Source organism: Streptomyces sp. NPDC051582 (genome assembly GCF_040681715.1).
Lineage (GTDB): Bacteria > Actinomycetota > Actinomycetes > Streptomycetales > Streptomycetaceae > Streptomyces.
This window is the reverse complement of the sequence record NZ_JBFAZJ010000008.1, coordinates 140941-165220: the sequence shown is the minus strand read 5'-3', so window position 1 is coordinate 165220 and position 24280 is coordinate 140941. Positions and strand designations below refer to the sequence as shown.

Here is a 24280-nt window from a genome sequence, read left to right as displayed (position 1 = left end):
TCAGGTCTACGCGTCCACGCGTTCGTGCGCGCTCGGGAGGAAAGCCATGAAGGCCCACGACGGGATGTACATCGACGGCGCATGGCGGCCCGCCGCCGGCCGTGAGCGGATCGAGGTGGTCAACCCGGCCGACGAGCAGGTCATCGGCGGGGTCCCGGCCGGAAACGCCGACGACGTGGACGCGGCCGTCCGCGCGGCCCGCGCGGCCTTCCCCGGCTGGGCCGCAACGGCCCCGGCCGAGCGGGCCGCCCTGATCGGGGCGCTCCGCGACGTGCTGGTCGCCCGCAAGGGCGAGTTCGCCGAGCTCATCACCGCCGAACTCGGCTCCCCGCGGGGCTTCTCGGAGATGGTCCACGTGGGCGCGCCGATCGCGGTGTCCTCCTCCTTCGCGGAGCTGGGGGCCTCGTACGCCTTCGAGGAGAAGATCGGCAACTCCACCGTGCTGATGGAGCCGGTCGGCGTGGTCGGGGCCATCACCCCCTGGAACTACCCGCTGCACCAGATCGTTGCCAAGGTGGCACCCGCTCTCGCCGCCGGCTGCACCCTCGTCCTCAAGCCGGCCGAGGACACCCCGCTGACCGCACAGCTCTTCGCCGAAGCCGTGCACGAGGCGGGCATCCCGGCGGGCGTGTTCAACCTGGTGACCGGGACCGGCCCGGTCGCCGGCCAGGCGCTGGCCGCGCACGAGGGAGTCGACCTCGTCTCCTTCACCGGCTCCACCGCGGTCGGCAGGCAGATCGGCGCCACGGCCGGCGCCGCCGTCAAGCGCGTCGCCCTCGAACTCGGCGGCAAATCGGCCAACGTCATCCTGCCCGGGGCCGACCTGGCCAAGGCCGTCGCGGCGGGTGTGGGCCACGTCATGAACAACTCCGGCCAGAGCTGCAACGCGCTCACGCGCATGCTCGTCCACCGCGACCAGTACGAGGAGGCCGTCTCGCTCGCGGCCGCCGCCGTCGCCAAGTACCCCTCGGGCGACCCCCGCGATCCGGGCACCCGCCTCGGCCCGGTCGTCAACGCCAAGCAGCGCGACCGCGTGCGCGGATACATCGGCAAGGGCGTCGAGGAGGGCGCGCGCCTCGTCGCGGGCGGCCCCGAGGCGCCGTACGAGCAGGGGTACTTCATCGCCCCGACCGTGTTCGCCGACGTCACGCCCGAGATGACCATCGCGCAGGAGGAGATCTTCGGCCCGGTGCTGTCGATCCTCCCGTACGAGGACCAGGACGAGGCCCTGCGCATCGCGAACGGGACCGTCTACGGGCTGGGCGGCGCGGTGTGGGCGGCGGACGAGGAGACCGCGGTCGCCTTCGCGCGCCGCATGGACACCGGCCAGGTGGACATCAACGGCGGCCGCTTCAACCCGCTCGCGCCCTTCGGCGGGTACAAGCAGTCGGGTGTCGGCCGCGAGCTCGGCCCGCACGGCCTGGCCGAGTACCTCCAGACCAAGTCGCTGCAGTTCTGAGCCGGCAGCACGGCACAGCACACACACCACAGCGCAGCACGGCGGCGAACCGCACCGCCCCGTACAGCGCCGAGCCACCGCCCCGCACTCCTGAGCCCGAGAGACGGAAAACGACCATGGTCCGCGCCGCCATCCTGCCCGCCGTCGGAGCACCGCTGGAGATAAGGGACATCGTCCTGCCCGATCCCGGCCCCGGCCAGGTACGGGTGCGGCTCGCCGCCGCCGGTGTCTGCCACTCCGACCTCTCGCTCACCGACGGCACCATGACGGTGCCCGTCCCCGCCGTCCTCGGTCACGAGGGCTCGGGGACGGTCCTGGCCGTCGGCGAGGGCGTCACCCACGTCGCGCCCGGCGACGGCGTGGTCCTCAACTGGTCCCCGTCCTGCGGGGAGTGCCACCACTGCTCGATCGGCGAGGTCTGGCTCTGCGCCAAGGCGCTCAGCGGGGTCGGGGCGGTCTACGCCCACGACGCCGAGGGCGCGGCGCTGCACCCGGGGCTGAACGTGGCCGCGTTCGCCGAGGAGACGGTCGTCGCGGCCCACTGCGTGCTGCCCGCGCCCGCCGGGATCCCGCTCGCCGAGGCGGCCCTGCTCGGCTGCGCGGTCCTCACCGGCTACGGCGCGGTGCGCAACAGCGCCCAGGTGCGCCCGGGCGAGTCCGTCGCCGTCTTCGGCGTCGGCGGAGTCGGCCTGGCCGCGCTCCAGGCCGCGCGGATCGCCGAGGCGGGCCCGATCGTGGCCGTCGACGTCTCCCCGGCCAAGGAGGAGCTGGCCCGGGCGGCGGGGGCCACCGCGTTCGTGCTCGCCTCCGACACCACGGCCAAGCAGATCCGCGCCCTCACCGGCGGACAGGGCGCCGACGTCGCCGTCGAGTGCGCAGGCCGGGCGGAGTCCATCCGCGCGGCCTGGGACTCCACTCGCCGCGGCGGCCGCACCACGGTCGTCGGCATCGGCGGCAAGGACCAGAAGGTGGGCTTCCACGCCCTGGAGATCTTCCACTTCGCCCGTACCCTCACCGGCTGCGTCTACGGCAACAGCGACCCCGCGCGCGATCTCCCGGTGATTGCCGAGCACGTCCGCGCGGGCCGCCTCGACCTCGGTTCCCTGGTCACCGACCGCATCACCCTGGACGGCATCCCCGCCGCCTTCGAGGCGATGCTCGCCGGCAAGGGCGGCCGCTCGCTCGTGGTGTTCTGACCGCCCGCGGAACTCCGCCCGCCGTCCGCCGAACTCCTCCGCCGTCCGCCGAGCTGCGTCCACCCACCGCCGCCGGCGGCGGTGGCCGCCGTCTAGCGGCCCGTCGTACGCCCCGTCGTACGCCCCGTCAACGCCTCGTGCTGGAGGGCCAGTCCGTCCAGCAGGGCGGCCAGGCCCGTCTCGAACGCGCCCTCGTCCACCTCGCGCCGGTGCTCCGCCAGCAGGTGGGCCTGGCCGAGGTGGGGGTAGTCCGACGGGTCGTACGCGGCTTCGTCGTCCACGAAACCCCCGGCGAACGAGGCCACCGCCGAGCCCAGGATGAAGTACCGCATCAGCGCGCCGATCCGGGTCGCCTGGGCCGGCGGCCACCCGGCCGCCGTCATCGCGCCGAACACCGCGTCCGCCACCCGCAGCCCCGCCGGGCGCCGGCCCGGGCCGCGCGCCAGCACCGGCACGATGTTCGGGTGGTCGGACAGCGCGTCCCGGTACGAGTGGGCCCAGTCGTGCAGGGCGCCCCGCCAGTCCCGGCCCGCCCCCGGTTCGAACATCGACAAGTCGACACGGGCGCTCACCGCGTCCGCGACCGCCTCCAGGATCTCGTCCTTCGTGCGGAAGTGGTTGTACAGCGACGGCCCGCTGACCCCCAGCGCGGCGGCCAGCCGCCGCGTCGACACCGCCTCCAGTCCCTCCGCGTCCACCAGCGCGCCCGCCGCCCCGACGATGAGGTCCCGGCTGAGGAGGGGCTTGCGCGGTCTGGCCATGCGCCACATAGTAGGGCCTGCCCGCCATAAACTACCGGTGCTAGTTAACCCTTCCGGGTCGACCCGCGCCGGACCGCACGGAGGTGCCCGGTGAATCTGGAGCTGAGCGAGGAACAGGAAGCCGTGCGCCGGCTCGCCCGCGAGTTCACCGAGCGCGAGATCGCCCCGTACGCCGCCGAGTGGGACCGCGCCGAAAGCGTGGACCGGGCCATCGTCAAGAAGCTCGGCGACCTCGGCTTCCTCGGTCTGACCGTCCCCGAGGAGTACGGCGGCTCCGGTGGCGACCACCTCGCCTACGTCCTGGTCACCGAGGAACTCGGCCGCGGAGACTCCGCCGTGCGCGGCATCGTCTCCGTCTCCCTCGGCCTGGTCGCCAAGACCGTCGCCGCCTGGGGGACCGAGGAGCAGAAGCGCGCCTGGCTGCCCCGGCTCTGCTCCGGCCGGGCGCTCGGCTGCTTCGGCCTGACCGAGCCCGGCACCGGCTCCGACGCCGGCAGCCTCACCACCCGCGCCGTGCGCGAGGGGGACGCGTACGTCGTCAGCGGCAGCAAGATGTTCATCACCAACGGCACCTGGGCCGACGTGGTCCTGCTCTTCGCCCGGACCAACGACGAGCCCGGCCATCGCGGGATCTCCGCCTTCCTCGTCCCCGCCGACACCCCCGGACTCACCCGCCGCGAGATCCACGGCAAGCTGGGCCTGCGCGGCCAGGCCACCGCCGAACTCGTCCTCGACGGCGTCCGCGTCCCCGCCTCCGCGATGCTCGGCCCCGAGGGCAAGGGCTTCTCCGTGGCCATGTCGGCCCTGGCCAAGGGCCGGATGTCGGTCGCCGCCGGCTGCGTCGGCATCGCACAGGCGGCGCTGGACGCGGCCGTCTCGTACGCCGCCCAGCGCGAGCAGTTCGGCAAGCCCATCGCCCACCACCAGCTGGTCCAGGAGCTGATCGCCGACATCTCGGTCGACGTGGACGCGGCCCGGCTGCTCACCTGGCGGGTCGCCGACCTCGTCGACCGCGGGCAGCCCTTCGCCACCGAGTCCTCCACAGCGAAGCTCTTCGCCTCCGAGGCCGCCGTGCGGGCCGCGAGCAATGCCCTCCAGGTACACGGCGGTTACGGCTACATCGACGAGTACCCGGCCGGCAAACTGCTGCGCGACGCCCGCGTGATGACCCTGTACGAGGGCACCAGCCAGATCCAGAAGCTGCTGATCGGCCGCGCCCGCACCGGGGTTTCCGCCTTCTGAGCGCGAGCCCGTACCGAGCGCGAGCCCGTACCGAGCGCGAGTACGCACTGAGTACGGGCCCGCTCTGAGTACGCGCTTGAGTACGTGCGCGGAGGTGCGTGCGGCCACGCCGCCCGATGCTGGGCCCATGAACGAGACACCGGTCAAGCAGCGCAATTCTGCGGCGTACTACGGTCAGGCCCTCGCCTCCTTCGCCGTCGCCATCTGTGCCGTTGCCGTGGGGATCTACCACCTCCAGGTGGACGGCTGGGTCCGCGCCTTCCTCGGCATCGCGGTCCTCTACCTCACGACCTCGGCCTTCACCCTCGCCAAGGTGATCCGGGACCGCCAGGAGCTCACCGAGATCGTCACCCGGGTCGACCAGGCCCGAATGGAGAAGATCATGGCCGACTACGACCCCTTCCAGCCGAAGGTCTGAGCGGCGGGCACGTGTCCTCCAAGGTCGCTAAGCGCTTGCTCACCCTCCGGTAGGGTGTTCCTTCCACAGGACGAAGAGGGTGAGCGAGCGATGGACAGCGCGGAGGAGACGACCGGCGGCTACCGGCCGTGGTCGGAGGTCACCCCCGACGCCGCACGGCGGCTGCTCGTCGCCGCCGTCGAAGCGTTCGCGGAGCGCGGTTACCACGCCACCACCACGCGTGACATCGCGGGACGGGCCGGGATGAGCCCGGCCGCGCTCTACATCCACTACAAGACGAAGGAAGAGCTCCTCCACCGGATCAGCCGGATCGGCCACGACAAGGCCCTGGAGATCCTGGAGACCGCCGCTTGCGGACCGGGTTCGGCCGCCGCGCGCCTCGACGCCGCCGTACGGTCCTTCGTGCTGTGGCACGCCGCGCACCACACCACCGCGCGCGTGGTCCAGTACGAGCTCGACGCCCTCGCCCCGGAGCACCGCGGCGAGATCGTGGAACTGCGGCGGCGGAGCGACGCCGCCGTACGCCGCATCCTCGCCGACGGGGTCGAGGCCGGGGAGTTCCACGTCCCGGACGTTCCCGGCACCACCCTCGCCGTCCTGTCCCTGTGCATCGACGTGGCCCGCTGGTTCAACGCGGCCGGCCGCCGTACGCCCGACGAGGTCGGCGCGCTCTACGCCGACCTCGTCCTGCGCATGGTCGGAGCCGCCCCGGACGGCCCCGCTACGCCTCGGAAGTAGTTCGACGAGCCGTTCAGAAGTAGTAGCGGGACACCGACTCCGCGACGCACACCGGCTTGTCGCCGCCCTCGCGCTCGACCGTGACCGTCGCCGTGACCTGGACGCCGCCACCCGCCTCCGTGACCTCCGTGATCACGGCGGTGGCGCGCAGCCGCGAGCCGACCGGCACCGGCGCCGGGAAGCGCACCTTGTTCGTGCCGTAGTTGATGCCCATCTTCATGCCCTCGACCCGCATGATCTGCGGGACCAGGCTCGGCAGCAGCGACAGCGTCAGATAGCCGTGGGCGATGGTGGAGCCGAAGGGCCCGTCCGCGGCACGCTCCGGGTCCACGTGGATCCACTGGTGGTCGCCGGTGGCATCGGCGAACAGGTCGATCCGCTTCTGGTCCACCTCCAGCGGGCCGCTCGGACCGAGCGGCTCCCCGATCCCTGCGCGCAGCTCCTCGGCGGACGTGAAGATCCTCGGCTCGGCCATGCGGCTCCCTCTCCCTGGCGTTCTCGGGCGAATAAGCGCTTGCTCAGCGCGCTGCCCAGCATGCTGGGGCCGCATGTATCTGTCAACGACACGTCTGTCAACGAATGTCGGACCGGCCGACTACCCTCGGCCTCGTGCCGCAGATTCCCGAGAAAGTCCACGAGCTCACCGTCGGCCAGCTGTCCGCCCGCAGCGGCGCGGCCGTCTCCGCGCTGCACTTCTACGAGACCAAGGGCCTGATCAGCAGCCGCCGCACCACCGGCAACCAGCGCCGCTACAGCCGCGACGCCCTGCGCCGGGTGGCCTTCGTACGCGCGGCCCAGCGCGTCGGCATCCCGCTCGCGGCCATCCGCGACGCACTCGCCCAGCTGCCCGAGGAGCGCACCCCCAACCGCGAGGACTGGGCCCGGCTTTCGGAGACCTGGCGTACCGAGCTCGACCGCCGCATCACCCAGCTGGCGCGCCTGCGCGACCACCTGACCGACTGCATCGGCTGCGGCTGCCTCTCGCTGAAGAACTGCGCCCTGTCCAACCCGGACGACGTCTTCGGCGAACAGCTCACCGGCTCCCGGCTGTAGCGGCCCCCGCGGCGGCGCACATCTCCCGGGCCGCCGCCACCAGCTCGGCGTTCGAGCGCGCCGGGCGGCCGTCCGGCAGGTGCAGCACGTCGCCCGCGCCGGTCCGCGTGGCCGCGCCGCACCGCGCGGCCAACCGCAGCACCGGCCAGGCGGCGGCCTCCCGCCCGAACAGCAGCAGGGGCACCGGCGGCAGCCACCGCAGCCCCGCCACCAGCGCCGGATCGGCGGCGGTCAGCTCCACCGCGAGCCGGACGCGCGCGGGGTCCCGTACGGGCCAGGCCAGGAACCGCGCCAACGGCCCCGGCCCGGCGCCCGGCCCCGCCCCCGGCTCGGCGCCGCCCTCCCCGCCCAGCGGAACCACCGCGTCCACGGCCACGCCCCGCGCCAGCAGGGCCTGCGCCAACTCCTCGGCCCCCGGCTCCGCGAAATGCACCACCGCCCGGTCCGGCAGCACCGTCCACGACCGGACCCGCTCCAGCCGCCCCGCCGGATCCGGCTCGGCCCCGATCCCCGCGGACACCGAAAGCGGTACGAAGACCCCCGCGCCCCGCATCGCCTCCAGCAGCGGCCCGACCACCCGGGGGGACAGGCTCTCCCGGCCGCACGGGGTCCGGGGGTGGACCAGCACCTCCCCGGCTCCGGCGGCCACCGCCGCCAGCGCCGACTCCACCAGGTCCGGCGGGGACAGGGGAACGGCGCCGCCGGCGGCGCCGCCGCGCCCACCGTTCAGCGACACCAGCACCGGAACCGGCTCCAGTACCGGAACCGGCTCCAGTACCGGAACCGGCTCCGGCGCCGGAACCGAATCCGACGCCGGGTCAGGCCCCGCCCTCCCGCCTCCCCGCCCGCTCATGCCGCCCCCGCCGCGGCGGGGTCCGTCACCGAGACCGCGTCCAGCAGCGCGGGCCTCGGCACGACGATCCCGCAGCCCGCGCACACCGGCCCGTCCCAGGCCCACGCACCCTCCCAGGTGCGATGCCCCGCATGGGGCCTCCGTCTCTGCCCCGGCCCGTGCGCGGGCCAGCGCAGCTCCTGCTCCCCGCAGACCGGGCACCCCGTCCCCGGCTCCGACTCCAGCGCCGCCACCAGCCGCCGCAGCACCTCGCCGAGCGTCCCGTCCGGCCGCACCCCCGGATCGGCGCACCGCACCACCGCGTCCCCGCTGCCGCCCCACGCCCACTCGGGCCGGCGCAGCCCGTGGTACTTCTCCCGCCGCCGCCGCTCCGCGAACTGCCGCTCGTACTCCAGCCAGACCGCCCGTGCCTCCTCCAGCTCCTCCAGCGCCGCCACCAGCCGCTGCGGATCGGCCGCCCGGTCCTCGGGAGCGATCCCGTGCCGGTCGCACAAATGCCACCACGTCGCCCGGTGCCCGTACGGAGCGAACCGCTCCAGGCAGCGGCGCAGCGAATGGCGCCGCAGGGCACGGTCATTGCGTGCGTCCCGCACCTGGTACGCCAGACTTCGAAATCCCGCCATCACACCTTCACCTCCGTCGCGCCCACGCCCGCACCGGGGGGCGTCGTACTACGTCGAACGACGACGCACCGTGAGATGTGCCCAACATGCCCGGCCAGGTGCGGGCGCATGCGGGGGCGGTCGAGGCGTGCGGGTGGCACATGGCCGGATGTCAGCGCCCCATGCGCCCCGCGGCAACCACGAGCCGGGCCAGCTCCTCGTGGCAGATGTCGCTGTGCGCCCCCGAAGGCGGACCCCCGCGGCGCACCACGGACCCGGTGTCCACACTGACGCAGCCGGCCTGCGGGACCCCCGCGCGCAGGGCGGCGTCGAGGGTGAGCCGCGGTGCGCCCGACACCGCCTGCACCCCGTCGTGCCCGATCGCGCCCCACCGTTCGTCCAGGCCGAGGAGACCGGCCGAATCCCCTGCCATCCGGGAGGCCAGCGGATAGAAGACCTTGAGGGCGGAGTCGTACGGGGAGTGGCAGGCGACCACCGGCCCGTCGACCTTGCGCTGCATCCCGCGCAGGGCGCCGCCGCTGCTCTTGTCGTGGGGGAGCCGGTCGGCGAAGGAGTAGTGGGAGAAGGCCCCCTGGAGCAGGGTCGCGGACTTCACGTACCGGGCGCCGTCCGGCACGGCGCGCAGCGAGAAGGACACCACCCGGGCCCCGAAGCTGTGGCCGATGAGGTGGATGCGCAGGGCCGGGCGGCGGCCGGCCAGCTCGGCCAGGACCGGGCCGAGGCCGCGCTCGCCGACGACTCCGGCCCGCTTCTTCATCTGGTAGTACGTGGCCTGCCGCAGCAGTTCCTTGGCACCGGTCCACAGCGTGCGCAGGCCGCCGCCCAGGGAGAAGCCGGGCTCGGCGGCGCCCCCGGGCGGCCCGCCCGCCTCGACGAGCCCCTCGGTGAGGGCCCGGCACACCTCCAGCACGTCCTCGGTGAAGATGGCGGGCACCGCGGGCACGGCCGGAGGAGCGGCGGGGGCGCCCACCGCGCCCACCGCGCCGACCGCACTGACGGCGACCACCGCATCCACCGTGTCCACGCCCGCCAGCTCCCGCACCAGCGCCCCGAATTCGGTGAACGCCGCATGGGACTCAGGCCGTTCCTCCAGGAGTTCGGCGATCCGGTCCAGCTCCGCGACCCGCCCCGGCCAGAACTCCCCGAGTGCCCGCAGCGTGGCGGGGTCCAGGGCCGTGCCGTGGCCCGGCCCGGCGAGCGCGCCGTGCGGGTCGAAGTCCGGTATCGGCTCGTCGGAGAACCGGATCGAGGGCCAGACGACACCCACGTAACCCAGCCGCACCCCCGGCCCCACCAGTCCCGGGAACGGCGCGTAGAAGCGGTCGAAGAGCCGCGTCGAGGTCGAGCGGTCACTGTTCCAGCCGTGGGCGAAGACCAGCAGGTCGGTGGCCTCCAGCGTGCTCACCGCGTCCTGGCTGCCCGGGTCGACGTCCCCCTCGGCATCGAAGGTCAGCTCCGCGTACGGACCGACCCCGATCCCGCCGCCCACCGCCGTTGCATCCGACATGAGGTCCCCCTCCGCGCCGTCTCTCGGGTGCCGTCCGGCATCCTGCTGGTGCCCTTACCCGGCCAGACCCCCTACGCCCACGGATTCACGGGAACTCACGCGGATTCACGGGAGTTCACGGATAGAGCAGGTACCGCCCCCGCACCGCCGCGAACCGTTCCAGCCCCGCCGACCAGTCGCCCGCGATCTCCTCGACCCCCGCACCCGCATCGATCATCTTCCGGACCCGGTCCGTCCCGGTCAGCCGGTCGATCCAGTGGTCCGTGCGCCACGCGAAGCCGCTCCACGTCCGCTTCGCGGTCACCAGCAGCCCGATCCCCGCCCGCACGGGATCGAAGGCCGCCCGGTCGTGCACGATCAGCCGGACCCCGCCGCACACCTTCCCGGTGAACTTGGAGAAGGTCGGCGTGAAGTAGGCCTCCCGGAACCACACCCCGGGCAGGCCGAGTTCCTGCGCCGCCTCCGCCCAGCGCCGGTCCACGCCCTCCGCGCCGACCACCTCGAACGGCGTCGTCGTCCCGCGCCCCTCGGACAGGTTGGTGCCTTCGAACAGGCAGGTGCCGGCGTACGCGAGGGCGGTGTCCGGCGTCGGCACGTTCGGGCTCGGCGGCACCCAGGGCAGCCCGGTCGTCCCGAAGAAGGACTCCCGCCGCCAGCCGGTCATCCGTACGGTGCTCAGCCTGACCGGTTTCGCGGCCAGGAACTCCGCGTTGAACAGCAGGGCCAGCTCCGCCACCGTCATCCCGTGCGCCAGCGCGATCGCCTCCCGGCCCACGCCACTCGCGTACGCCGCCTCCAGTACGGGTCCGGCGGCGCGGCGGCCGCCCACCGGGTTCGGCCGGTCCAGGACGACGACGGCCTTGCCGGCCAGCGCGGCCGCGCGCATGCAGTCGTACAGGGTCCAGATGTAGGTGTAGAAGCGCGCCCCGACGTCCTGGACGTCGAAGACGACCGTGTCGACCCCGGCCGCCGTGAACACGTCCGCGAGCTTCTGCCCGCTCGTGCCGTACGTGTCGTACACCGGGAGCCCCGTCGCCGGATCGCGCCCGGCCGCCTCGGAGCCGCCCGCCTGCGCCGTCCCGCGGAACCCGTGCTCCGGCCCGAACACCGCGACCAGCTTCACCCGCGAGTCCGCGTGCAGTACGTCGACCAGGTGGCGGGCGTCGGCGGTGATCCCGGTGGGGTTGGTGACGACGCCGACCCGCTGGCCGGCGAGCAGCGCGTAGCCGTCGGCGGCGAGCTGTTCGAAGCCGGTGCGGACCCGGTCGGCGACCGTGTCCACCCGGTCCGGGGCGGGGCCCGGCGCCGCGCCCGCGGCCCCCAGCGTTCCCAAGGCCCCCGTCGTCCCCGCCAGTCCCAGCAGCCCCCGTCGCGACAGCGTCATCCCGCCACGCTAGGTGCCGCCCCTCTTCCACCCCGACATACCGACCGGTTAGTCTGCCCGGCATCCGGCCGTGAGCCCCGCCCGAAAGGTGATCCCGTGAACGCGTACCAGGACCAGCGAGTCGTCGTCACCGGCGCGGGCGGCGGCATCGGCGCCGCCCTCGCCCGCCGCTTCGCCGCCGAGGGGGCCACGGTCGTGGTCAACGACCTCGACGCCGCCAAGGCCGCCGCCGTGGCGGGGGAGATCGGCGCCAGGGCGATCGCGGTCCCGGGCGACGCCTCTTCCGTCGTGACCGAGGCCCGCGAGGCCCTCGGCGGCCGGGTGGACGTCTACTGCGCGAACGCCGGACTCGCATCCGGCGGGGACGCGTTCGCCGACGAGGCCGTCTGGGAGGCGGCCTGGGACACCAACGTCATGGCGCACGTGCGCGCGGCCCGGCTGCTGCTGCCCGACTGGCTGGAGCGCGGGAGCGGGCGCTTCGTGTCCACCGTTTCGGCGGCGGGACTGCTGACCATGATCGGGGCGGCGCCGTACAGTGTCACCAAGCACGGTGCGCTCGCCTTCGCGGAGTGGCTCTCGCTGACCTATCGCCACCGCGGCCTCCAGGTCCATGCCATCTGCCCGCAAGGGGTCCGCACCGACATGCTGACGGCGGCGGGCTCGGCGGGCGAACTCGTCCTCGCGCCGACCGCGATCGCGCCGGAAGCGGTCTCGGACGCACTGTTCGACGGCATGGAGAAGGGCCGGTTCTTGATCCTCCCGCACCCCGAGGTCGCGGACTACTACGCCGCCCGCGCCACCGAACCGGACCGCTGGCTCTCCGGCATGAACCACATCCAGCAGAAGTGGGAGACCAGGTGACGCAGCCGAACCGGCCCTCCGGCTACGCGGCCAAGCCGTGGCTGGGCCTGCTCAGCCAGGCCCAGCGCGCCCCCGTCTCCCCGCCGCCGAGCCTCCTGCACGCCTTCCGCGAGGCCGCCGCCAGGGCCCCCGAACGCACCGCGCTGGCCTACTTCGACGGCCGCATCGGCTACGCCGAGACCGACGCGCTCTCCGACTCGGTGGCCGGCCACCTCGCGGGCCACGGCGTCCGCCGCGGCGACCGGGTGGCCGTCATGCTCCAGAACACCCCGCACTTCGTGCTCGCCGTCCTGGCCGCGTGGAAGGCCGGGGCGGTGGTCGTGCCCCTCAACCCCATGTACAAAGCGGGTGAGATCGGACACATCCTGCGTGACTCCGGGGCCGCCGCACTGGTCTGCGACGGCCGCGCGTGGACGGCGTACGCCGCCGAGGCCGCCCGCGGCACCGCCGTACGGGTCGCCCTGACCGCCTCGGACCGGGATTTCCAGAGCCGGAACGACCCGCGCGTCTTCGCCCCGGCGGAACCGGAGGCCGCCCCCTGGGCCGCCCCGGAGCACCCCACGGCCGAGCCCACCGACCCGCACGCCCACGCCGCCCCGCACGCCCACGCCGCCCCGCCGACCCCCGCCGACCTCACCGCCGTGGCCCGCCGGGGCCACCCCGCCCCGCCGGACCCCGGTCTCACCGCCGCCGACACCGCGCTCATCAGCTACACCTCCGGCACCAGCGGCACCCCCAAGGGCGCCATGAACCCGCACGGCGCGCTCACCCACAACGCCGTCCGGCAGGTCACCGGACACCCCCTCCCCGAGGGCGCCACCTACTTCGCCCTCGCCCCCCTCTTCCACATCACCGGCATGGTCTGCGAGCTCGGCGCCTGCTTCGCCAACGCCGGCACCCTCGTCCTCGCCCACCGCTTCGACGCCGGGGTCGTCCTCGACGCCTTCCTCGCGCACCGCCCCGCCTACACCGTCGGCCCGGCCACCGCGTTCATGGCCCTCGCCGCCCACCCCGAGGCCACCGCGGACCACTTCGCCTCGTTCCAGGTGCTCTCCTGCGGCGGCGCCCCGCTCCCGCCCGCCCTCGTCGAGCGCCTGCGCGCCGCGTACGGCTTCTACCTGCGCAACGGCTACGGCCTCACCGAGTGCACCGCCCCCTGCGCCTCCGTGCCCGTGCACCTGGAAGCACCCGTGGACCCCGCCTCCGGCACCCTCTCCGTGGGCCTGCCCGGCGCCGACACCCTCGTACGGATCCTCGACGAGCACGGCACCGAGGTGCCCTTCGGCGAGACCGGCGAGATCGCCGTCCGCGGGCCCCAGGTCGTCCCCGGCTACTGGGGACTGCCCGCGGACACCGCCAAGGCCTTCCCGGACGGCGAACTGCGCACCGGTGACGTCGGATTCATGGACGCAAACGGCTGGCTCTACGTCGTCGACCGCAAGAAGGACATGATCAACGCCTCCGGGTTCAAGGTCTGGCCGCGCGAGGTCGAGGACGTGCTCTACACCCACCCCGCCGTGCGCGAGGCGGCCGTGGTCGGCGTCCCGGACCCGTACCGCGGCGAGAGCGTGAAGGCGTACGTGAGCCTGCGCCCCGGGACCTCGGCCGAGCCGGCGGAGCTGTCGGCGTACTGCGCCGCCCGCATCGCCGCGTACAAATACCCGCGCGAAGTGGAGATCCTGCCTGTCCTGCCGAAGACCACGAGTGGCAAGATCCTGCGACGGGAGCTGCGCGACCGCGGCTGAAAATAGCCGTACGGTCGTACAGCCGCTCGCACAGCTGGTCGTACGGACCAGGGAACAGGGAAGGAAGGTCAGCGCCATGGCTGCCAGGACCACGGAGCCCGAAGGCACGCACGAGACCCCGGTGCCGCAGCGGCTGCTGGCCGTCGCCACCCGGCTCTTCGCCGAGCGCGGCTACGACCGCACCTCCGTCCAGGAGATCGTCGAGGCGGCCGGTGTCACCAAGGGCGCCCTCTACCACTACTTCGGGTCCAAGGACGACCTGCTGCACGAGGTGTACGCGCGGATGCTGCGCCTCCAGCAGCAGCGCCTCGACGCGGTGGCCGATTCCGGCGCCCCGGTCGAGGAGCGGCTGCGCGCCGCCGCCGCCGACGTGGTGGTCACCACCATCGAGAACCTCGACGACGCGGCGATCTTCTTCCGGTCGATGCACCAGCTCAGCCCGGAGAAGTTCAAGCAGGTGCGGGCGGAGCGCCGGCGCTACCACGAGCGGTTCCGGGCGCTGGTCGAGGAAGGCCAGCGCACCGGGGTGTTCTCCACCGCCACCCCCGCGGACCTGGTGGTGGACTACCACTTCGGTTCGGTCCACCACCTGTCCACCTGGTACCGGGTGGACGGTCCGCTCACGCCGCAGCAGGTCGCCGATCATCTCGCCGACCTGCTGCTGCGCGCCCTGCGCCCGTAGCGGGACCCCTGGCGGGACCCCTGGCGGGATCCGCTACGGGGCCACCTTCAGCAGCTTGTTGGCCGTGCCCGCCGAAGGGTTGGTCACCGCGCCGCTCGTGGCCGCCGCCGTCAGCGCCGCCGCCGTCTGCGCCGGGGTCGCGGACGGGTGTCCGGCCAGGTAGACCGCCGCGGCGCCCACGACGTGCGGGGTGGCCATGGAGGTGCCCGAGATGGTCTTCGTACCGGTGTCGCTGTCGTTCCAGTCGGACGTGATGTCCGAACCCGGCGCGTACAGGTCCACCACCGAGCCGAAGTTGGAGAACGAGGACTGCTCGTCGTCGATGGTGCTGGACGCGACGGTGATCGCCTCCGGGACCCGCGAGGGCGAGCCCTGGCCGGCGTCCGCCGACTCGTTGCCCGCCGCCACCGCGAAGGTGACGCCCGAGGCGATGGCGCGGCGAACCGCCTCGTCGAGCGCCTCGTCCGCGCCGCCGCCCAGGCTCATGTTGGCGACCGAGGGACCCGAGTGGTGCTGGGTGACCCAGTCGATCCCGGCGACCACCTGCTCGGTGGTGCCGGAGCCGTTGTCGTCCAGCACCCGCACCGCGACCAGCTTCGCCTTCTTGGCGACGCCGTGCGCCGTCCCGGCTATGGTGCCCGCGACGTGCGTGCCGTGGCCGTTGCCGTCGTCGGCCTTGTCGTCGTTGTCCACCGCGTCGAACCCGGACGTCGCACGGCCGCCGAAGTCCTTGTGGGTCGTGCGTATGCCGGTGTCGATGACGTACGCCGTCACGCCCTCGCCGGCGCTGTCGGGGTAGTTGTACTTCTTGTCGCCCGCCTTGGCGCTCTGGTCGATCCGGTCCAGACCCCAGGACGGCGGGTTGTCCTGCGTGGATTTGATGGTGAACTTCTTGTTCTGCACGACCTTGCCGACGGCCGGGTCCGCGGCGAGCCGCTTGGCCTCGGTCTCGCTCAGCCCCGCGGCCGAGAAGCCGTTGACCCCGGAGCTGTAGGTGCGCTTCAGCTCGCCGCCGTACTTCTTGGCCAGCTGTTCCTTGTTCGCGGATGCGTCGAGGATGACGACGTAGCTACCACTGATCGCACCGGGTGCGCCCAGCCCGTACACCGTGCCCTCGGCCGGTGTCGCAGCCCCGGCCAAGGGGCTGGCGACCAGGGCCGCGGCGGCCGCGGCGGCCACTGTCGTGCCGACCGCCGCGTACCGGAAAGTGCGCGAGCGCTTGTGAGTTGCCATCTGGAGAGTTCTCCTCTTGCTGACGTGTGGGGCGTCAAACTTCTGAAGAACCCTGTTCCGATTGACAGGCGCAAATCAAGAACGTACCGGCGGTTCGGGGATTTTCAACAAGGTTTCTTAAAAGGCCCCCCGCATCGCCTCCACTTCGTACATGGGTTCATGCGAACTCCCGCACGATTTCCACACGTTCAGGCGCGGGACGCGTACTTCTTCAGCTCGCGGTGGGCCAGCGAGCGCTGGTGCACCTCGTCCGGACCGTCCGCGAGGCGCAACGTCCGCGCCGCGGCCCACAGTTCGGCCAGCGGGAAGTCCTGGCTCACCCCGCCCGCGCCGTGCAGCTGCACCGCGTCGTCCAGGATCCGGACCACCGCCCGCGGGGTCGCGATCTTGATGGCCTGGATCTCGGTGTGCGCGCCCCGGTTGCCGACCGTGTCCATCAGCCAGGCCGTCTTCAGCACCAGCAGGCGCAGTTGCTCCACCGTGACCCGGGCGTCGGCGATCCAGTTCTGTACGACCCCCTGCGCGGCCAGCTCCTTGCCGAAGGCCGTACGGCCCACTGCCCGCCGGCACATCAGCTCGATGGCCCGCTCCGCCATGCCGATCAGCCGCATGCAGTGGTGGATGCGGCCCGGGCCCAGCCGGGCCTGGGCGATCGCGAAGCCGGAGCCCTCCTCGCCGATCAGGTTGGCGGCCGGCACCCGGGCCCCGTCGAAGACCACCTCGGCGTGGCCGCCGTGGTCGTGGTCCTCGTACCCGTACACGGTCATCGCCCGGCGCACCTCGACGCCCGGGGCGTCGCGGGGGACCAGGATCATCGACTGCTGGCGGCGCGGATCGGCGCCCTCGGGGTCGGTCTTGCCCATGACGATGAAGATCTTGCAGTCCGGGTTCATGGCCCCGGAGATGAACCACTTGCGTCCGGTGACCGTGTACTCGTCGGCCCCGCCACCGCTCGCCGAACGCTCGATGCGGGTCTCGACGTTCGTCGCGTCTGAGGAGGCGACGTCCGGCTCGGTCATCGCGAACGCCGACCGGATCTCCCCGGCAAGCAGCGGCTCCAGCCACTGCTTGCGCTGCTCCTCGCTGCCGAACTGCGAGAGCACCTCCATGTTCCCGGTGTCCGGGGCCGCGCAGTTGGTCGCCATCGGCGCCAGGTGCGGGCTGCGGCCGGTGATCTCGGCGAGCGGGGCGTACTGGAGGTTGGTCAGCCCGGCGCCGTGCTCGACGCCGGGCAGGAAGAGGTTCCACAGGCCCTGGCGGCGCGCCTCGGCCTTCAGTTCACCGAAGACGGCCGGGGTGTCCCAGGGCGAGGCCAGCCGCGCGCGCTGCTCGGCGGCGACGGGTTCCGCCGGGTACACGTACTCGTCCATGAACGCGAGGAGCCGTTCGCGGAGTTCCTCGGTCCGGGCGTCGAATGCGAAGTCCATGGGTGTGCCTCAGCCTTCCTGGCCGTTTTCGGATGTGTGGCGGCCCCGGAGAGTGGTCAGGCCGTGCTCGATGAACACCGGGACCAGGTCGCCGATCCGGTCGAAGCCCGCGCCCACCGTCTGCCCGAGCGTGTAGCGGTAGTGGATGCCTTCGAGGATCACCGCGAGCTTGAACCAGGCGAAGGCGGTGTACCAGGCGATCGCGCCGGTGTCCCGGCCGGAGCGGGCGGCGTACCGCTCGATCAGTTCGGCCGGCGCCGGGTGGCCGGGCGCGCCGCTCGTCGTGCTGACCGGCGAGTCCGTCAGCCCCAGGTCCGAGCTGTACATGACCAGCAGGCCGAGGTCGGTCAGCGGATCCCCGAGCGTGGACATCTCCCAGTCCAGCACCGCCCGGATCGTGTCGTCCGGACCGCCGATCAGCACGTTGTCCAGCCGGAAGTCCCCGTGCACGACGGTCGGGGCGGGGGAGTCGGGCAGGGAGCGGCCGAGCGCGGCGTGCAGCTCGTCGATGCCCGCGAGCTCGCGGCCCCGCGAGGAGTCGAGCTGCTTGCCCCAGCGGCGCAGCTGCCGGTCGAGGAAGCCCTCGGGCCGGCCGAAGTCGCCCAGGCCCACCGCCGCCGGATCCACCGCGTGCAGGTCGACCAGGGTGTCCACCAGGCCCAGCACGGCCCGCCGGGTGCGCTCGGGGCCGAGCTCGGCGAGCTGGTCGGCGCTGCGGTACGGAACCCCGTCCACGTACTCCATCACGTAGAACGGCGCCCCGAGGACCGAGTCGTCCTCGCAGAGCAGCACCGGCTCGGGCACCGGCACGGCCGTGCCGTGCAGCGCCCGGATGACCCGGTGCTCCCGCTTCATGTCGTGTGCCGTGGCCAGCACGTGGCCGAGTGGCGGGCGGCGCACCACCCAGCGGCCGGTCCCGTCGGTGATCTCGTACGTGAGGTTCGAGCGGCCCCCTTCGATCAGCCGGCCGCGCAGCGCCCCGGCCACGAGTCCGGGCCGCACCCGGTCGAGATGACCGCGCAGCCGTTCCAGGTCGAGGCCCCGGGGGCCGGCCGAAGCGGACTCTGGCGCCGGCGTTGAGGTCATGGGTGCGCACCTCCGTGCGGAGTGACGGGACGGGACGGGACGAACGAATGACATCATGCCGACCAGTCGGTATGTCGTCCAGTACGCCGGGCGAACGAGTGCGGGCCGGAGGAGAATCCTCCGGCCCGCACGCGGGTCGGAACGCCCGCTGCACGCATGTCACGAGGTCATGCGTGTCACATGGTCGTGTGTGTCATACGTGTCATACGTGTCACGCGTGACACAGGATCGGCGTCCCGCCGTTCATCACGGTCATGTCCTGGAGCACCGCCGGTATGTTCAGCGGCGCCCCCTCCGGCTCCCCGGCCAGCTCCGCGTACGCCCGGTGCAGGTTCGCCACCAGCCGCTCGCTCTCCCGCCAGACCGCGAACTCCCCGAGGTCGGCCTGGCGCGCCGCCTCCAGCGGGCTCAGCCCCTTCGCCCTGCCCTCCCGGGCCAGTTCGGCCACGTACCGCAGATAGCGCTCGGTGGCCTCGTACGCGGACGGGTCCGTCAGCGGCCCGTGTCCCGGTACGACGGTCTGCGCGTCCAGCGAGCGCAGCAGCTCCAGTGCCCGCAGCGAACCGGCGAGCGAGCCCATCGCCAGGAAGGGCGTGCCCCCGGCGAAGACCAGGTCGCCGGTGAAGACGATGCCCTGGCGCGGCAGGAACACGATCGAGTCCCCGGTGGTGTGCGCGACGCCCGGGTGGATGACCCGGACCTCCGTCTCGCCGAGGTGGAGGGTCGTCCGGTCGCTGTACGTGAGGTCCGGCGCGGTGATCTCGACGGAGCCGAAGTCGGTGGCGGGCCAGATCAGCTCCAGCTGGTGCCCGGCCGCGATCTGCTCGGTTCGCGCGTTGTCGTGTCCGAGGATCAGCGCCTCGGGGGCGAAGACGGCGTTGCCGTACGTGTGGTCGCCGTGGTGGTGGGTGTTGACCACCGTGCGGGGCAGCGGCACGCCCGCGCCCACGACCGCCTCGCGCAGGGCCAGGGCCCGCCGCTCGGTGGCCGCGGTGTCGATGAGCAGGGTACGGCCCCCGTCGCTGACGAAGCCGGCGTTGTTCAGGCACCAGCCGCCGTCGGGCTGGACATAGGCGTACACCCCGGTCGCGGGCTGGACGAGGTACGGCTCTTCGGCGGTCATGATCGCTCTCCCCGGGTCGCTCTGACAAGCGGTCAGCATCCTGCCAGTCGCGGCGGCGCCGGGGGAGGGCGGGGTGTGGGCCGTACCCGAGTGGCCGGTCCCTCCGGCGGCCGTCGGCGGACGGCAACGGCCGTCAGTGGCCGCAGCGGACGTCAGCGGACGTCAGCGGACGTCAGCGGACGTCAGCGGACGTCAGTGGTCGTCGTAGTGCCCGTCGTGCTCGGCGTGCCGGTGCCCGTCGTGCACGTAGTCCACGTGGTCGCCGTGCTGCACGGCCTCGTGCCCGCAGGCCGGCCCGTGGGCGTGGTCGTGGTCCTCGTGGGAGGCGTGCCCCGCGGGCTCGCACTCGTCCCAGTGCCCCGCGTGCTCGCGGTGCAGATGGCCGTCGTGCGCGTAGTCGACGTGGTCGCCGTGGGACACCTCTGCGTGCCCGCAGTCGGGGCCGTGGGTGTGGGTGTGGGTGGGGTGTTCCCGGTGCATGGTCGTCATGGCGCCGAGGCTAATGCGGAACAACCCATATCGCCTGTTATGTCCCGATCGGCGCGAACAAGCAGGATCATCCGATCACCGGCTCAGAAGATGACCGCCACCGCGAGCACCGACAGGGCCACCGTGCACGCCACCGCCGCCAGCGCCGACCGCGCCGAGAGCCCCGGCGGCCGGGCCGCCGCCAGCTGCCGCACCCGCCGGTGCGCGACCACCAGGAACGCCAGCCAGATCAGCACGATCACCGCCGCCCCGAGCACCTCCACCGGCGAGCCCGACCCGCGCAGCGCCGTCCGCAGTGCCAGCACCGCCGTCACCGAGCACGCCAGGGTCGTACGCCGCCACGCGAGCCGGGTCCGCTCGGGCTGCAGCCCCGCGTCGCGGACCGCCGGACCGGAAGCCGTCACGGCCGGCTCGTCCAGCCCATCAGCACCACCAGCACCATCGCCAGCGCGACCAGCCCCACCCCCAGGCTCAGCACCACGGGGAACCGTGAGATCGGCAGGTCCTCGCCCCGCCGCATCGCCCGCTCGCACTTCACCCAGTGGTTCACCGCCCGCAGTGCGCAGGCGGCGCCCACCGCGAGCAGCGCGAGCGACATCCCGACCCGTACCCCCCAGCGCAGGTCCGGCAGGAACTGGTCCACCGCGAACCCGCCGCCCACCAGGGCGAGGGCGGTCCGGATCCAGGCCAGGAAGGTCCGCTCGTTGGCGAGCGAGAACCGGTAGTCGGGGGTCTCGCCCTCGTCCCTCACCCGCTGCGGCGCGAACCAGAGGCGCACGTCCTTGACGAAGTCGATCACCCGGCCAATCTACTGGTGGGACTCCCGGTGCGCGCGCAGTCGCCGGTACGCCTCCAGTCCGTCCGGCACCCACTCCCACTCCCCGCCCGAGACCCGCCCCGCGAGCTCCTCCTCGGAGAGCCACGTGTGCCAGGCCACCTCCGACTCCTGCGGCCGCACCGGCAGCTCGCACCGCACCTCGTGAACGTAGGACCACCAAGCCCCGCCCGGCCCCTCGTACAGGAACTTGAACAGCGGCACCGGCTGCGCCAGCCCCGCCACGCCCAGCTCCTCCTCGGCCTCCCGCAGCGCGGCCCCGGCGTAGCTCTCGCCGGCGCCCACCACCCCGCCCACGAACATGTCGTAGGCGGAGGGGAAGACCAGCTTCGAAGCCGTCCGCCGGTGCACGAACACCCGTCCCCGCGCGTCCCTGGCCTGCACGAACACGCACCGGTGGAGCAACCCGCCCGCGTACACCTCGCCCCGCGGCGCCCGCCCCGTCACCCGGTCGTCCCGGTCCACCACGTCCAGCACTTCGTCAGCAGCACTCACACGGCTCATCCAACCACCGCTGTTGACTGGTTACCGCTCCGTAGCCAAGGATCTGCCCCACCACCGACCGGAGGACGGGTTCGCACACATGACGTACGACGCAGACGTGATCGTGATCGGGGCGGGTCTCGCGGGTCTCGTGGCCACCGCCGAGCTCGTCGACGCGGGTCGCAAGGTCATCCTGCTCGACCAGGAGCCGGAGCAGTCGATCGGCGGCCAGGCGCACTGGTCCTTCGGCGGGCTCTTCTTCGTCGACTCGCCCGAACAGCGGCGGATGCGGATCAAGGACAGCCGCGAGCTCGCCCTCCAGGACTGGCACGGCACCGCCGGCTTCGACCGCGAGGAGGACGCCTGGCCGCGCCGCTGGGCCGAGGCGTACGTGGACTTCGCGGCCGGCGAGAAGCGCCCCTGGCTGCACGCCCGGGGAGTCCGCTTCTTCCCGGTGGTCGGCTGGGCCGAACGCGGCGGATACGACGCGAACGGCCACGGCAACTCCGTCCCCCGCTTCCACATCACCTGGGGCACCGGTCCGGGCCTCGTCGCCCCCTTCGAGCGGCGGGTCCGCGAGGGGGTGGCCCGCGGGCTGGTCCGGCTCCGCTTCCGCCACCGGGTCACCGGGCTCGCCCGGACGGCCGGCGCCCTGGACACCGTGACCGGCGAGGTCCTGGAGCCCTCGGACGCCGTACGGGGCACCGCGAGCGGCCGCGAGAGCGCCGGCACCTTCTCGCTGCGGGCCCAGGCGGTCATCGTGACCAGCGGCGGGATCGGCGGCAACCACGACCTCGTGCGCGCGCAGTGGCCCGACCGGCTCGCCGCCCCGCCGCGGCGGATGCTCTCGGGCGTACCGGCGCACGTGGACGGCCTGATGCTCGGCATCGCGGAGGAGGCGGGCGCCAGCCACATCAACAAGGACCGGATGTGGCACTACACCGAGGGCATCGAGAACTGGGACCCGATCTGGTCCAAGCACGGCATCCGCATCCTGCCCGGCCCCTCCTCGCTCTGGCTGGACGCCACCGGCAAGCGGCTGCCCGTACCGCTCTTCCCCGGGTTCGACACGCTCGGCACCCTCGACCACATCATGAAGACCGGCCACGACCACACCTGGTTCGTGCTCAACCAGCGCATCATCGGCAAGGAGTTCGGCCTCTCCGGCTCCGAGCAGAACCCGGACCTGACCGGCAAGTCGGTCCGCGACGTCATCGACCGGGCGCGCCAGGCCGTACCGGGGCCGGTGAAGGCCTTCATGGACCGCGGCGCCGACTTCGTCGTCGAACGCGATCTCGGCGCGCTGGTGCGCGGCATGAACGCCGTCACCAAGGAGGACCTCCTCGACGAGGAAACCGTCCGCCGCGAGATCGTGGCCCGGGACCGGGAGATCGCCAACCCGTTCACCAAGGACCTCCAGGTGACGGCCATCCACGGAGCCCGCAAGTACCTCGGCGACAGGCTGATCCGCACCGCCGCCCCGCACCGCATCCTCGACCCGAAGGCGGGCCCGCTGATCGCCGTACGGCTCTCCATCCTGACCCGCAAGTCCCTGGGCGGCCTGGAGACCGACCTGTCCTCCCGGGTCCTGACCGGATCCGGCGAGCCGCTGGCCGGCCTGTACGCGGCGGGTGAGGCGGCCGGCTTCGGCGGCGGAGGCGTCCACGGATACCGCGCCCTGGAGGGCACCTTCCTCGGCGGCTGCATCTTCTCGGGCCGCGCGGCGGGCCGCGCGGCCGCCAAGGCGGTGGTCTAGGTCGTTGCGAGGCGTTCCATTCGGCCACAATCGTGCGGCCCCGCCCGGGCCCCCGCCCGCGTCCCGGGCGGGCTCCGGGTCCACCTCCGCGAGCGACGGCAGCCGTGCCTCCGGCACCTCCGGTACGGCCACCGGACGCTGCGCGGAGTCCGTGACGGCCATCCGCTCGCCCGCCATCGCCGCGAACGAGTGGAAGCGCACCAACTGTCGTCTTGTTCCCACCAGTTGAAACGCGCCACGCAGTGGACTGGACCTTGACGCGGAGCTGTGCCTACCGCTTTGCTGTGCGTGATCATCCAGCCAAACCGTCCGCCCGCGCCCGTGTTGGAGGGAATCCCGCGGATGTCCCCGCCTCCGCCGCCCCTCGGCCGCGCCCGCAAGCGGGACGCCCAGCTCTTCGACCCGGCCCTGTGCGACACCGAACTGGTCGACGTACGAGCCCAGTTCACCCAGGGCCGGTGGTCCAGGGCCCGTTCCCTCCTCGTCGCCACCGGCGACGACTGGGACCGCCGGGGCCACCGCCTCGTCGTGCTCGCCGAGACCCCGGCCGCCACCGCCTGGGCCCGTGAATGGCTGCTCGCCGAACCCGAGAGCCCCGACGCCGTCACCCTGCTCGCCTGCGCCGCCGTCTTCACCGCCCTGCGCCGCAAGGGCACCCCCGAATCGGCCGAGGAGGCCTGCCGCCGGGCGGCCGCGCTGCTCCCGGCCGACCCCACCCCCTGGCTGGGCCTGCTCATGCTGACCCGGGCCTTCGGCACCGAGGAGGAGTTCAGCCGCCACTTCGACCAGGTCCGGGCCCGCCACCGCGAGCACCACCACGCCCACCACCTGATGGTCGCCAAGCTGGCCGAACACACCCCCTCCTCCGGCCACGACCCCCTCCACGAGGTCTACGACTTCGCCGCCTGGGCCGCCGAGGAGTCCCCGGCCGACTCCCCGCTCGCCGTCCTGCCGGTCATCGCCCACGCCGAGCGCTACCGGGTGCTCGCCGCCACCCGCGGCCGCACCCCCGACGGGGCCGCCGCCCACTGGTCGGGCCGGCGCGCCCGCCAGGTGCTGCGCTCCGCCTTCGACTGGTGGCTGGAGTGGGAGCGCGAGGACCACCCCCGCAACCGGGTCGACCTCAACTTCCTGGCCCACGCCAAGCTCTGCGAGGGCCGGCCGGCCGAGGCCGCCGCCCTCTTCCACCGCATCGGCAGCCACGCCACGCCCGCCCCCTGGTCCTATCCGGACCTCGACCCGCACAAGGCCTTCCTCGCCGCACGCAGCGCCGCGCTCGGCACGGCTTGACGCGCCGGGCCCGCACACCGCATTCACGCACCGCAC

General features: G+C 73.2%; 25 protein-coding genes. 11 read left to right on the top strand and 14 right to left on the bottom strand.

The genetic code is table 11. From position 1 onward, the window contains the following. Window positions 1-46: 46 nt before the first annotated feature. Complete coding sequence (locus AB0M92_RS13670; protein WP_366102306.1) at window positions 47-1459, top strand: aldehyde dehydrogenase family protein; 1413 nt, start codon at window positions 47-49, stop codon at window positions 1457-1459. A gap of 116 nt (window positions 1460-1575) precedes the next feature. Continuing rightward, the gene (locus AB0M92_RS13665; RefSeq protein WP_366102305.1) at window positions 1576-2655 is read left to right on the top strand and encodes a Zn-dependent alcohol dehydrogenase; all 1080 of its coding nucleotides are present in this window, start codon (window positions 1576-1578) and stop codon (window positions 2653-2655) included. A 92-nt stretch (window positions 2656-2747) separates the two neighbouring features. On the opposite strand, the gene AB0M92_RS13660 is transcribed toward AB0M92_RS13665, so the two are convergent. Continuing rightward, window positions 2748-3416, bottom strand: a complete 669-nt coding sequence (locus tag AB0M92_RS13660) for a TetR/AcrR family transcriptional regulator C-terminal domain-containing protein (protein ID WP_366102304.1) — start codon at window positions 3414-3416, stop codon at window positions 2748-2750. Window positions 3417-3506: 90 nt separating this feature from the next. On the opposite strand from AB0M92_RS13660, the gene AB0M92_RS13655 reads away from it, so the two are divergent. The 3 genes from AB0M92_RS13655 to AB0M92_RS13645 all read left to right on the top strand — a co-directional run bounded on the left by AB0M92_RS13655 (window position 3507) and on the right by AB0M92_RS13645 (window position 5814). Then, a complete protein-coding gene (locus tag AB0M92_RS13655) occupies window positions 3507-4658 on the top strand; it encodes an acyl-CoA dehydrogenase family protein (RefSeq protein ID WP_366102303.1) in 1152 nt (383 codons plus the stop codon). Between the two features lie 127 nt (window positions 4659-4785). Further along, window positions 4786-5076, top strand: a complete 291-nt coding sequence (locus AB0M92_RS13650; RefSeq protein WP_366102302.1) for a YiaA/YiaB family inner membrane protein — start codon at window positions 4786-4788, stop codon at window positions 5074-5076. Between the two features lie 90 nt (window positions 5077-5166). Then, the gene (locus AB0M92_RS13645) at window positions 5167-5814 is read left to right on the top strand and encodes a TetR/AcrR family transcriptional regulator (RefSeq protein ID WP_366102301.1); all 648 of its coding nucleotides are present in this window, start codon (window positions 5167-5169) and stop codon (window positions 5812-5814) included. Between the two features lie 13 nt (window positions 5815-5827). Here the strand turns inward: AB0M92_RS13645 and AB0M92_RS13640 are convergent, their stop codons facing one another. Then, window positions 5828-6289, bottom strand: coding sequence for a MaoC family dehydratase (locus tag AB0M92_RS13640; protein WP_366102300.1), 462 nt, complete (start codon window positions 6287-6289; stop codon window positions 5828-5830). Between the two features lie 134 nt (window positions 6290-6423). Between AB0M92_RS13640 and soxR the strand changes: the two genes are divergently transcribed. After that, on the top strand, window positions 6424-6867 hold the full coding sequence (gene soxR / locus AB0M92_RS13635) for a redox-sensitive transcriptional activator SoxR (RefSeq protein WP_366102299.1): 444 nt from the start codon (window positions 6424-6426) through the stop codon (window positions 6865-6867). On the opposite strand, the gene AB0M92_RS13630 is transcribed toward soxR, so the two are convergent. From AB0M92_RS13630 to AB0M92_RS13615, 4 genes are all read right to left on the bottom strand, one after another. After that, the gene (locus tag AB0M92_RS13630; protein ID WP_366102298.1) at window positions 6848-7609 is read right to left on the bottom strand and encodes a 3-keto-5-aminohexanoate cleavage protein; all 762 of its coding nucleotides are present in this window, start codon (window positions 7607-7609) and stop codon (window positions 6848-6850) included. The two genes, soxR and AB0M92_RS13630, sit on opposite strands and share 20 nt — an antisense overlap. 107 nt (window positions 7610-7716) lie before the next feature. Then, window positions 7717-8343 carry a hypothetical protein gene (locus tag AB0M92_RS13625; RefSeq protein ID WP_366102297.1) on the bottom strand — a complete coding sequence of 209 codons (627 nt, stop codon included), beginning with the start codon at window positions 8341-8343 and terminating at the stop codon, window positions 7717-7719. A 151-nt stretch (window positions 8344-8494) separates the two neighbouring features. Further along, window positions 8495-9850, bottom strand: a complete 1356-nt coding sequence (locus AB0M92_RS13620; RefSeq protein ID WP_366102296.1) for a serine-threonine protein kinase — start codon at window positions 9848-9850, stop codon at window positions 8495-8497. A 115-nt stretch (window positions 9851-9965) separates the two neighbouring features. Beyond that, the gene (locus tag AB0M92_RS13615) at window positions 9966-11234 is read right to left on the bottom strand and encodes a DUF1343 domain-containing protein (RefSeq protein WP_366102295.1); all 1269 of its coding nucleotides are present in this window, start codon (window positions 11232-11234) and stop codon (window positions 9966-9968) included. A 96-nt stretch (window positions 11235-11330) separates the two neighbouring features. Between AB0M92_RS13615 and AB0M92_RS13610 the strand changes: the two genes are divergently transcribed. The 3 genes from AB0M92_RS13610 (at window position 11331) to AB0M92_RS13600 (ending at window position 14522) form a co-directional block, all read left to right on the top strand. Continuing rightward, complete coding sequence (locus AB0M92_RS13610; RefSeq protein ID WP_366102294.1) at window positions 11331-12095, top strand: SDR family oxidoreductase; 765 nt, start codon at window positions 11331-11333, stop codon at window positions 12093-12095. Next, entirely contained in the window at window positions 12092-13840 is a 1749-nt protein-coding gene (locus AB0M92_RS13605; RefSeq protein WP_366102293.1) for an AMP-binding protein, read from the top strand. The genes AB0M92_RS13610 and AB0M92_RS13605 overlap by 4 nt, the downstream gene beginning before the upstream one ends. Window positions 13841-13916: 76 nt before the next feature. Further along, window positions 13917-14522 carry a TetR/AcrR family transcriptional regulator gene (locus AB0M92_RS13600; protein ID WP_048476917.1) on the top strand — a complete coding sequence of 202 codons (606 nt, stop codon included), beginning with the start codon at window positions 13917-13919 and terminating at the stop codon, window positions 14520-14522. 33 nt (window positions 14523-14555) lie between these two features. Here AB0M92_RS13600 and AB0M92_RS13595 read toward each other — a convergent pair whose 3' ends face one another. From AB0M92_RS13595 to AB0M92_RS13560, 8 genes are all read right to left on the bottom strand, one after another. Beyond that, window positions 14556-15755, bottom strand: coding sequence for a S8 family serine peptidase (locus AB0M92_RS13595; protein WP_366102292.1), 1200 nt, complete (start codon window positions 15753-15755; stop codon window positions 14556-14558). A gap of 188 nt (window positions 15756-15943) precedes the next feature. Then, window positions 15944-17182 carry an acyl-CoA dehydrogenase family protein gene (locus tag AB0M92_RS13590; RefSeq protein WP_366102291.1) on the bottom strand — a complete coding sequence of 413 codons (1239 nt, stop codon included), beginning with the start codon at window positions 17180-17182 and terminating at the stop codon, window positions 15944-15946. Window positions 17183-17191: 9 nt separating this feature from the next. Then, window positions 17192-18268, bottom strand: coding sequence for a phosphotransferase family protein (locus tag AB0M92_RS13585; protein WP_366102290.1), 1077 nt, complete (start codon window positions 18266-18268; stop codon window positions 17192-17194). A gap of 211 nt (window positions 18269-18479) precedes the next feature. Continuing rightward, complete coding sequence (locus tag AB0M92_RS13580; protein ID WP_366102289.1) at window positions 18480-19391, bottom strand: MBL fold metallo-hydrolase; 912 nt, start codon at window positions 19389-19391, stop codon at window positions 18480-18482. 192 nt (window positions 19392-19583) lie between these two features. Continuing rightward, entirely contained in the window at window positions 19584-19880 is a 297-nt protein-coding gene (locus tag AB0M92_RS13575) for a hypothetical protein (RefSeq protein ID WP_366102288.1), read from the bottom strand. A gap of 83 nt (window positions 19881-19963) precedes the next feature. Then, a complete protein-coding gene (locus AB0M92_RS13570) occupies window positions 19964-20284 on the bottom strand; it encodes a DUF202 domain-containing protein (RefSeq protein ID WP_366102287.1) in 321 nt (106 codons plus the stop codon). Then, a complete protein-coding gene (locus tag AB0M92_RS13565) occupies window positions 20281-20679 on the bottom strand; it encodes a DUF202 domain-containing protein (RefSeq protein WP_366102286.1) in 399 nt (132 codons plus the stop codon). Before AB0M92_RS13565 ends, AB0M92_RS13570 begins: the two co-directional genes overlap by 4 nt. Before the next feature lie 9 nt (window positions 20680-20688). Continuing rightward, the gene (locus tag AB0M92_RS13560; RefSeq protein WP_366102285.1) at window positions 20689-21219 is read right to left on the bottom strand and encodes an NUDIX domain-containing protein; all 531 of its coding nucleotides are present in this window, start codon (window positions 21217-21219) and stop codon (window positions 20689-20691) included. A 79-nt stretch (window positions 21220-21298) separates the two neighbouring features. Between AB0M92_RS13560 and AB0M92_RS13555 the strand changes: the two genes are divergently transcribed. Both AB0M92_RS13555 and AB0M92_RS13550 read left to right on the top strand, forming a co-directional pair. Beyond that, on the top strand, window positions 21299-22954 hold the full coding sequence (locus AB0M92_RS13555) for an FAD-binding dehydrogenase (protein WP_366102284.1): 1656 nt from the start codon (window positions 21299-21301) through the stop codon (window positions 22952-22954). A gap of 342 nt (window positions 22955-23296) precedes the next feature. Continuing rightward, entirely contained in the window at window positions 23297-24244 is a 948-nt protein-coding gene (locus AB0M92_RS13550; RefSeq protein ID WP_366102283.1) for a hypothetical protein, read from the top strand. Window positions 24245-24280 lie beyond the last annotated feature (36 nt).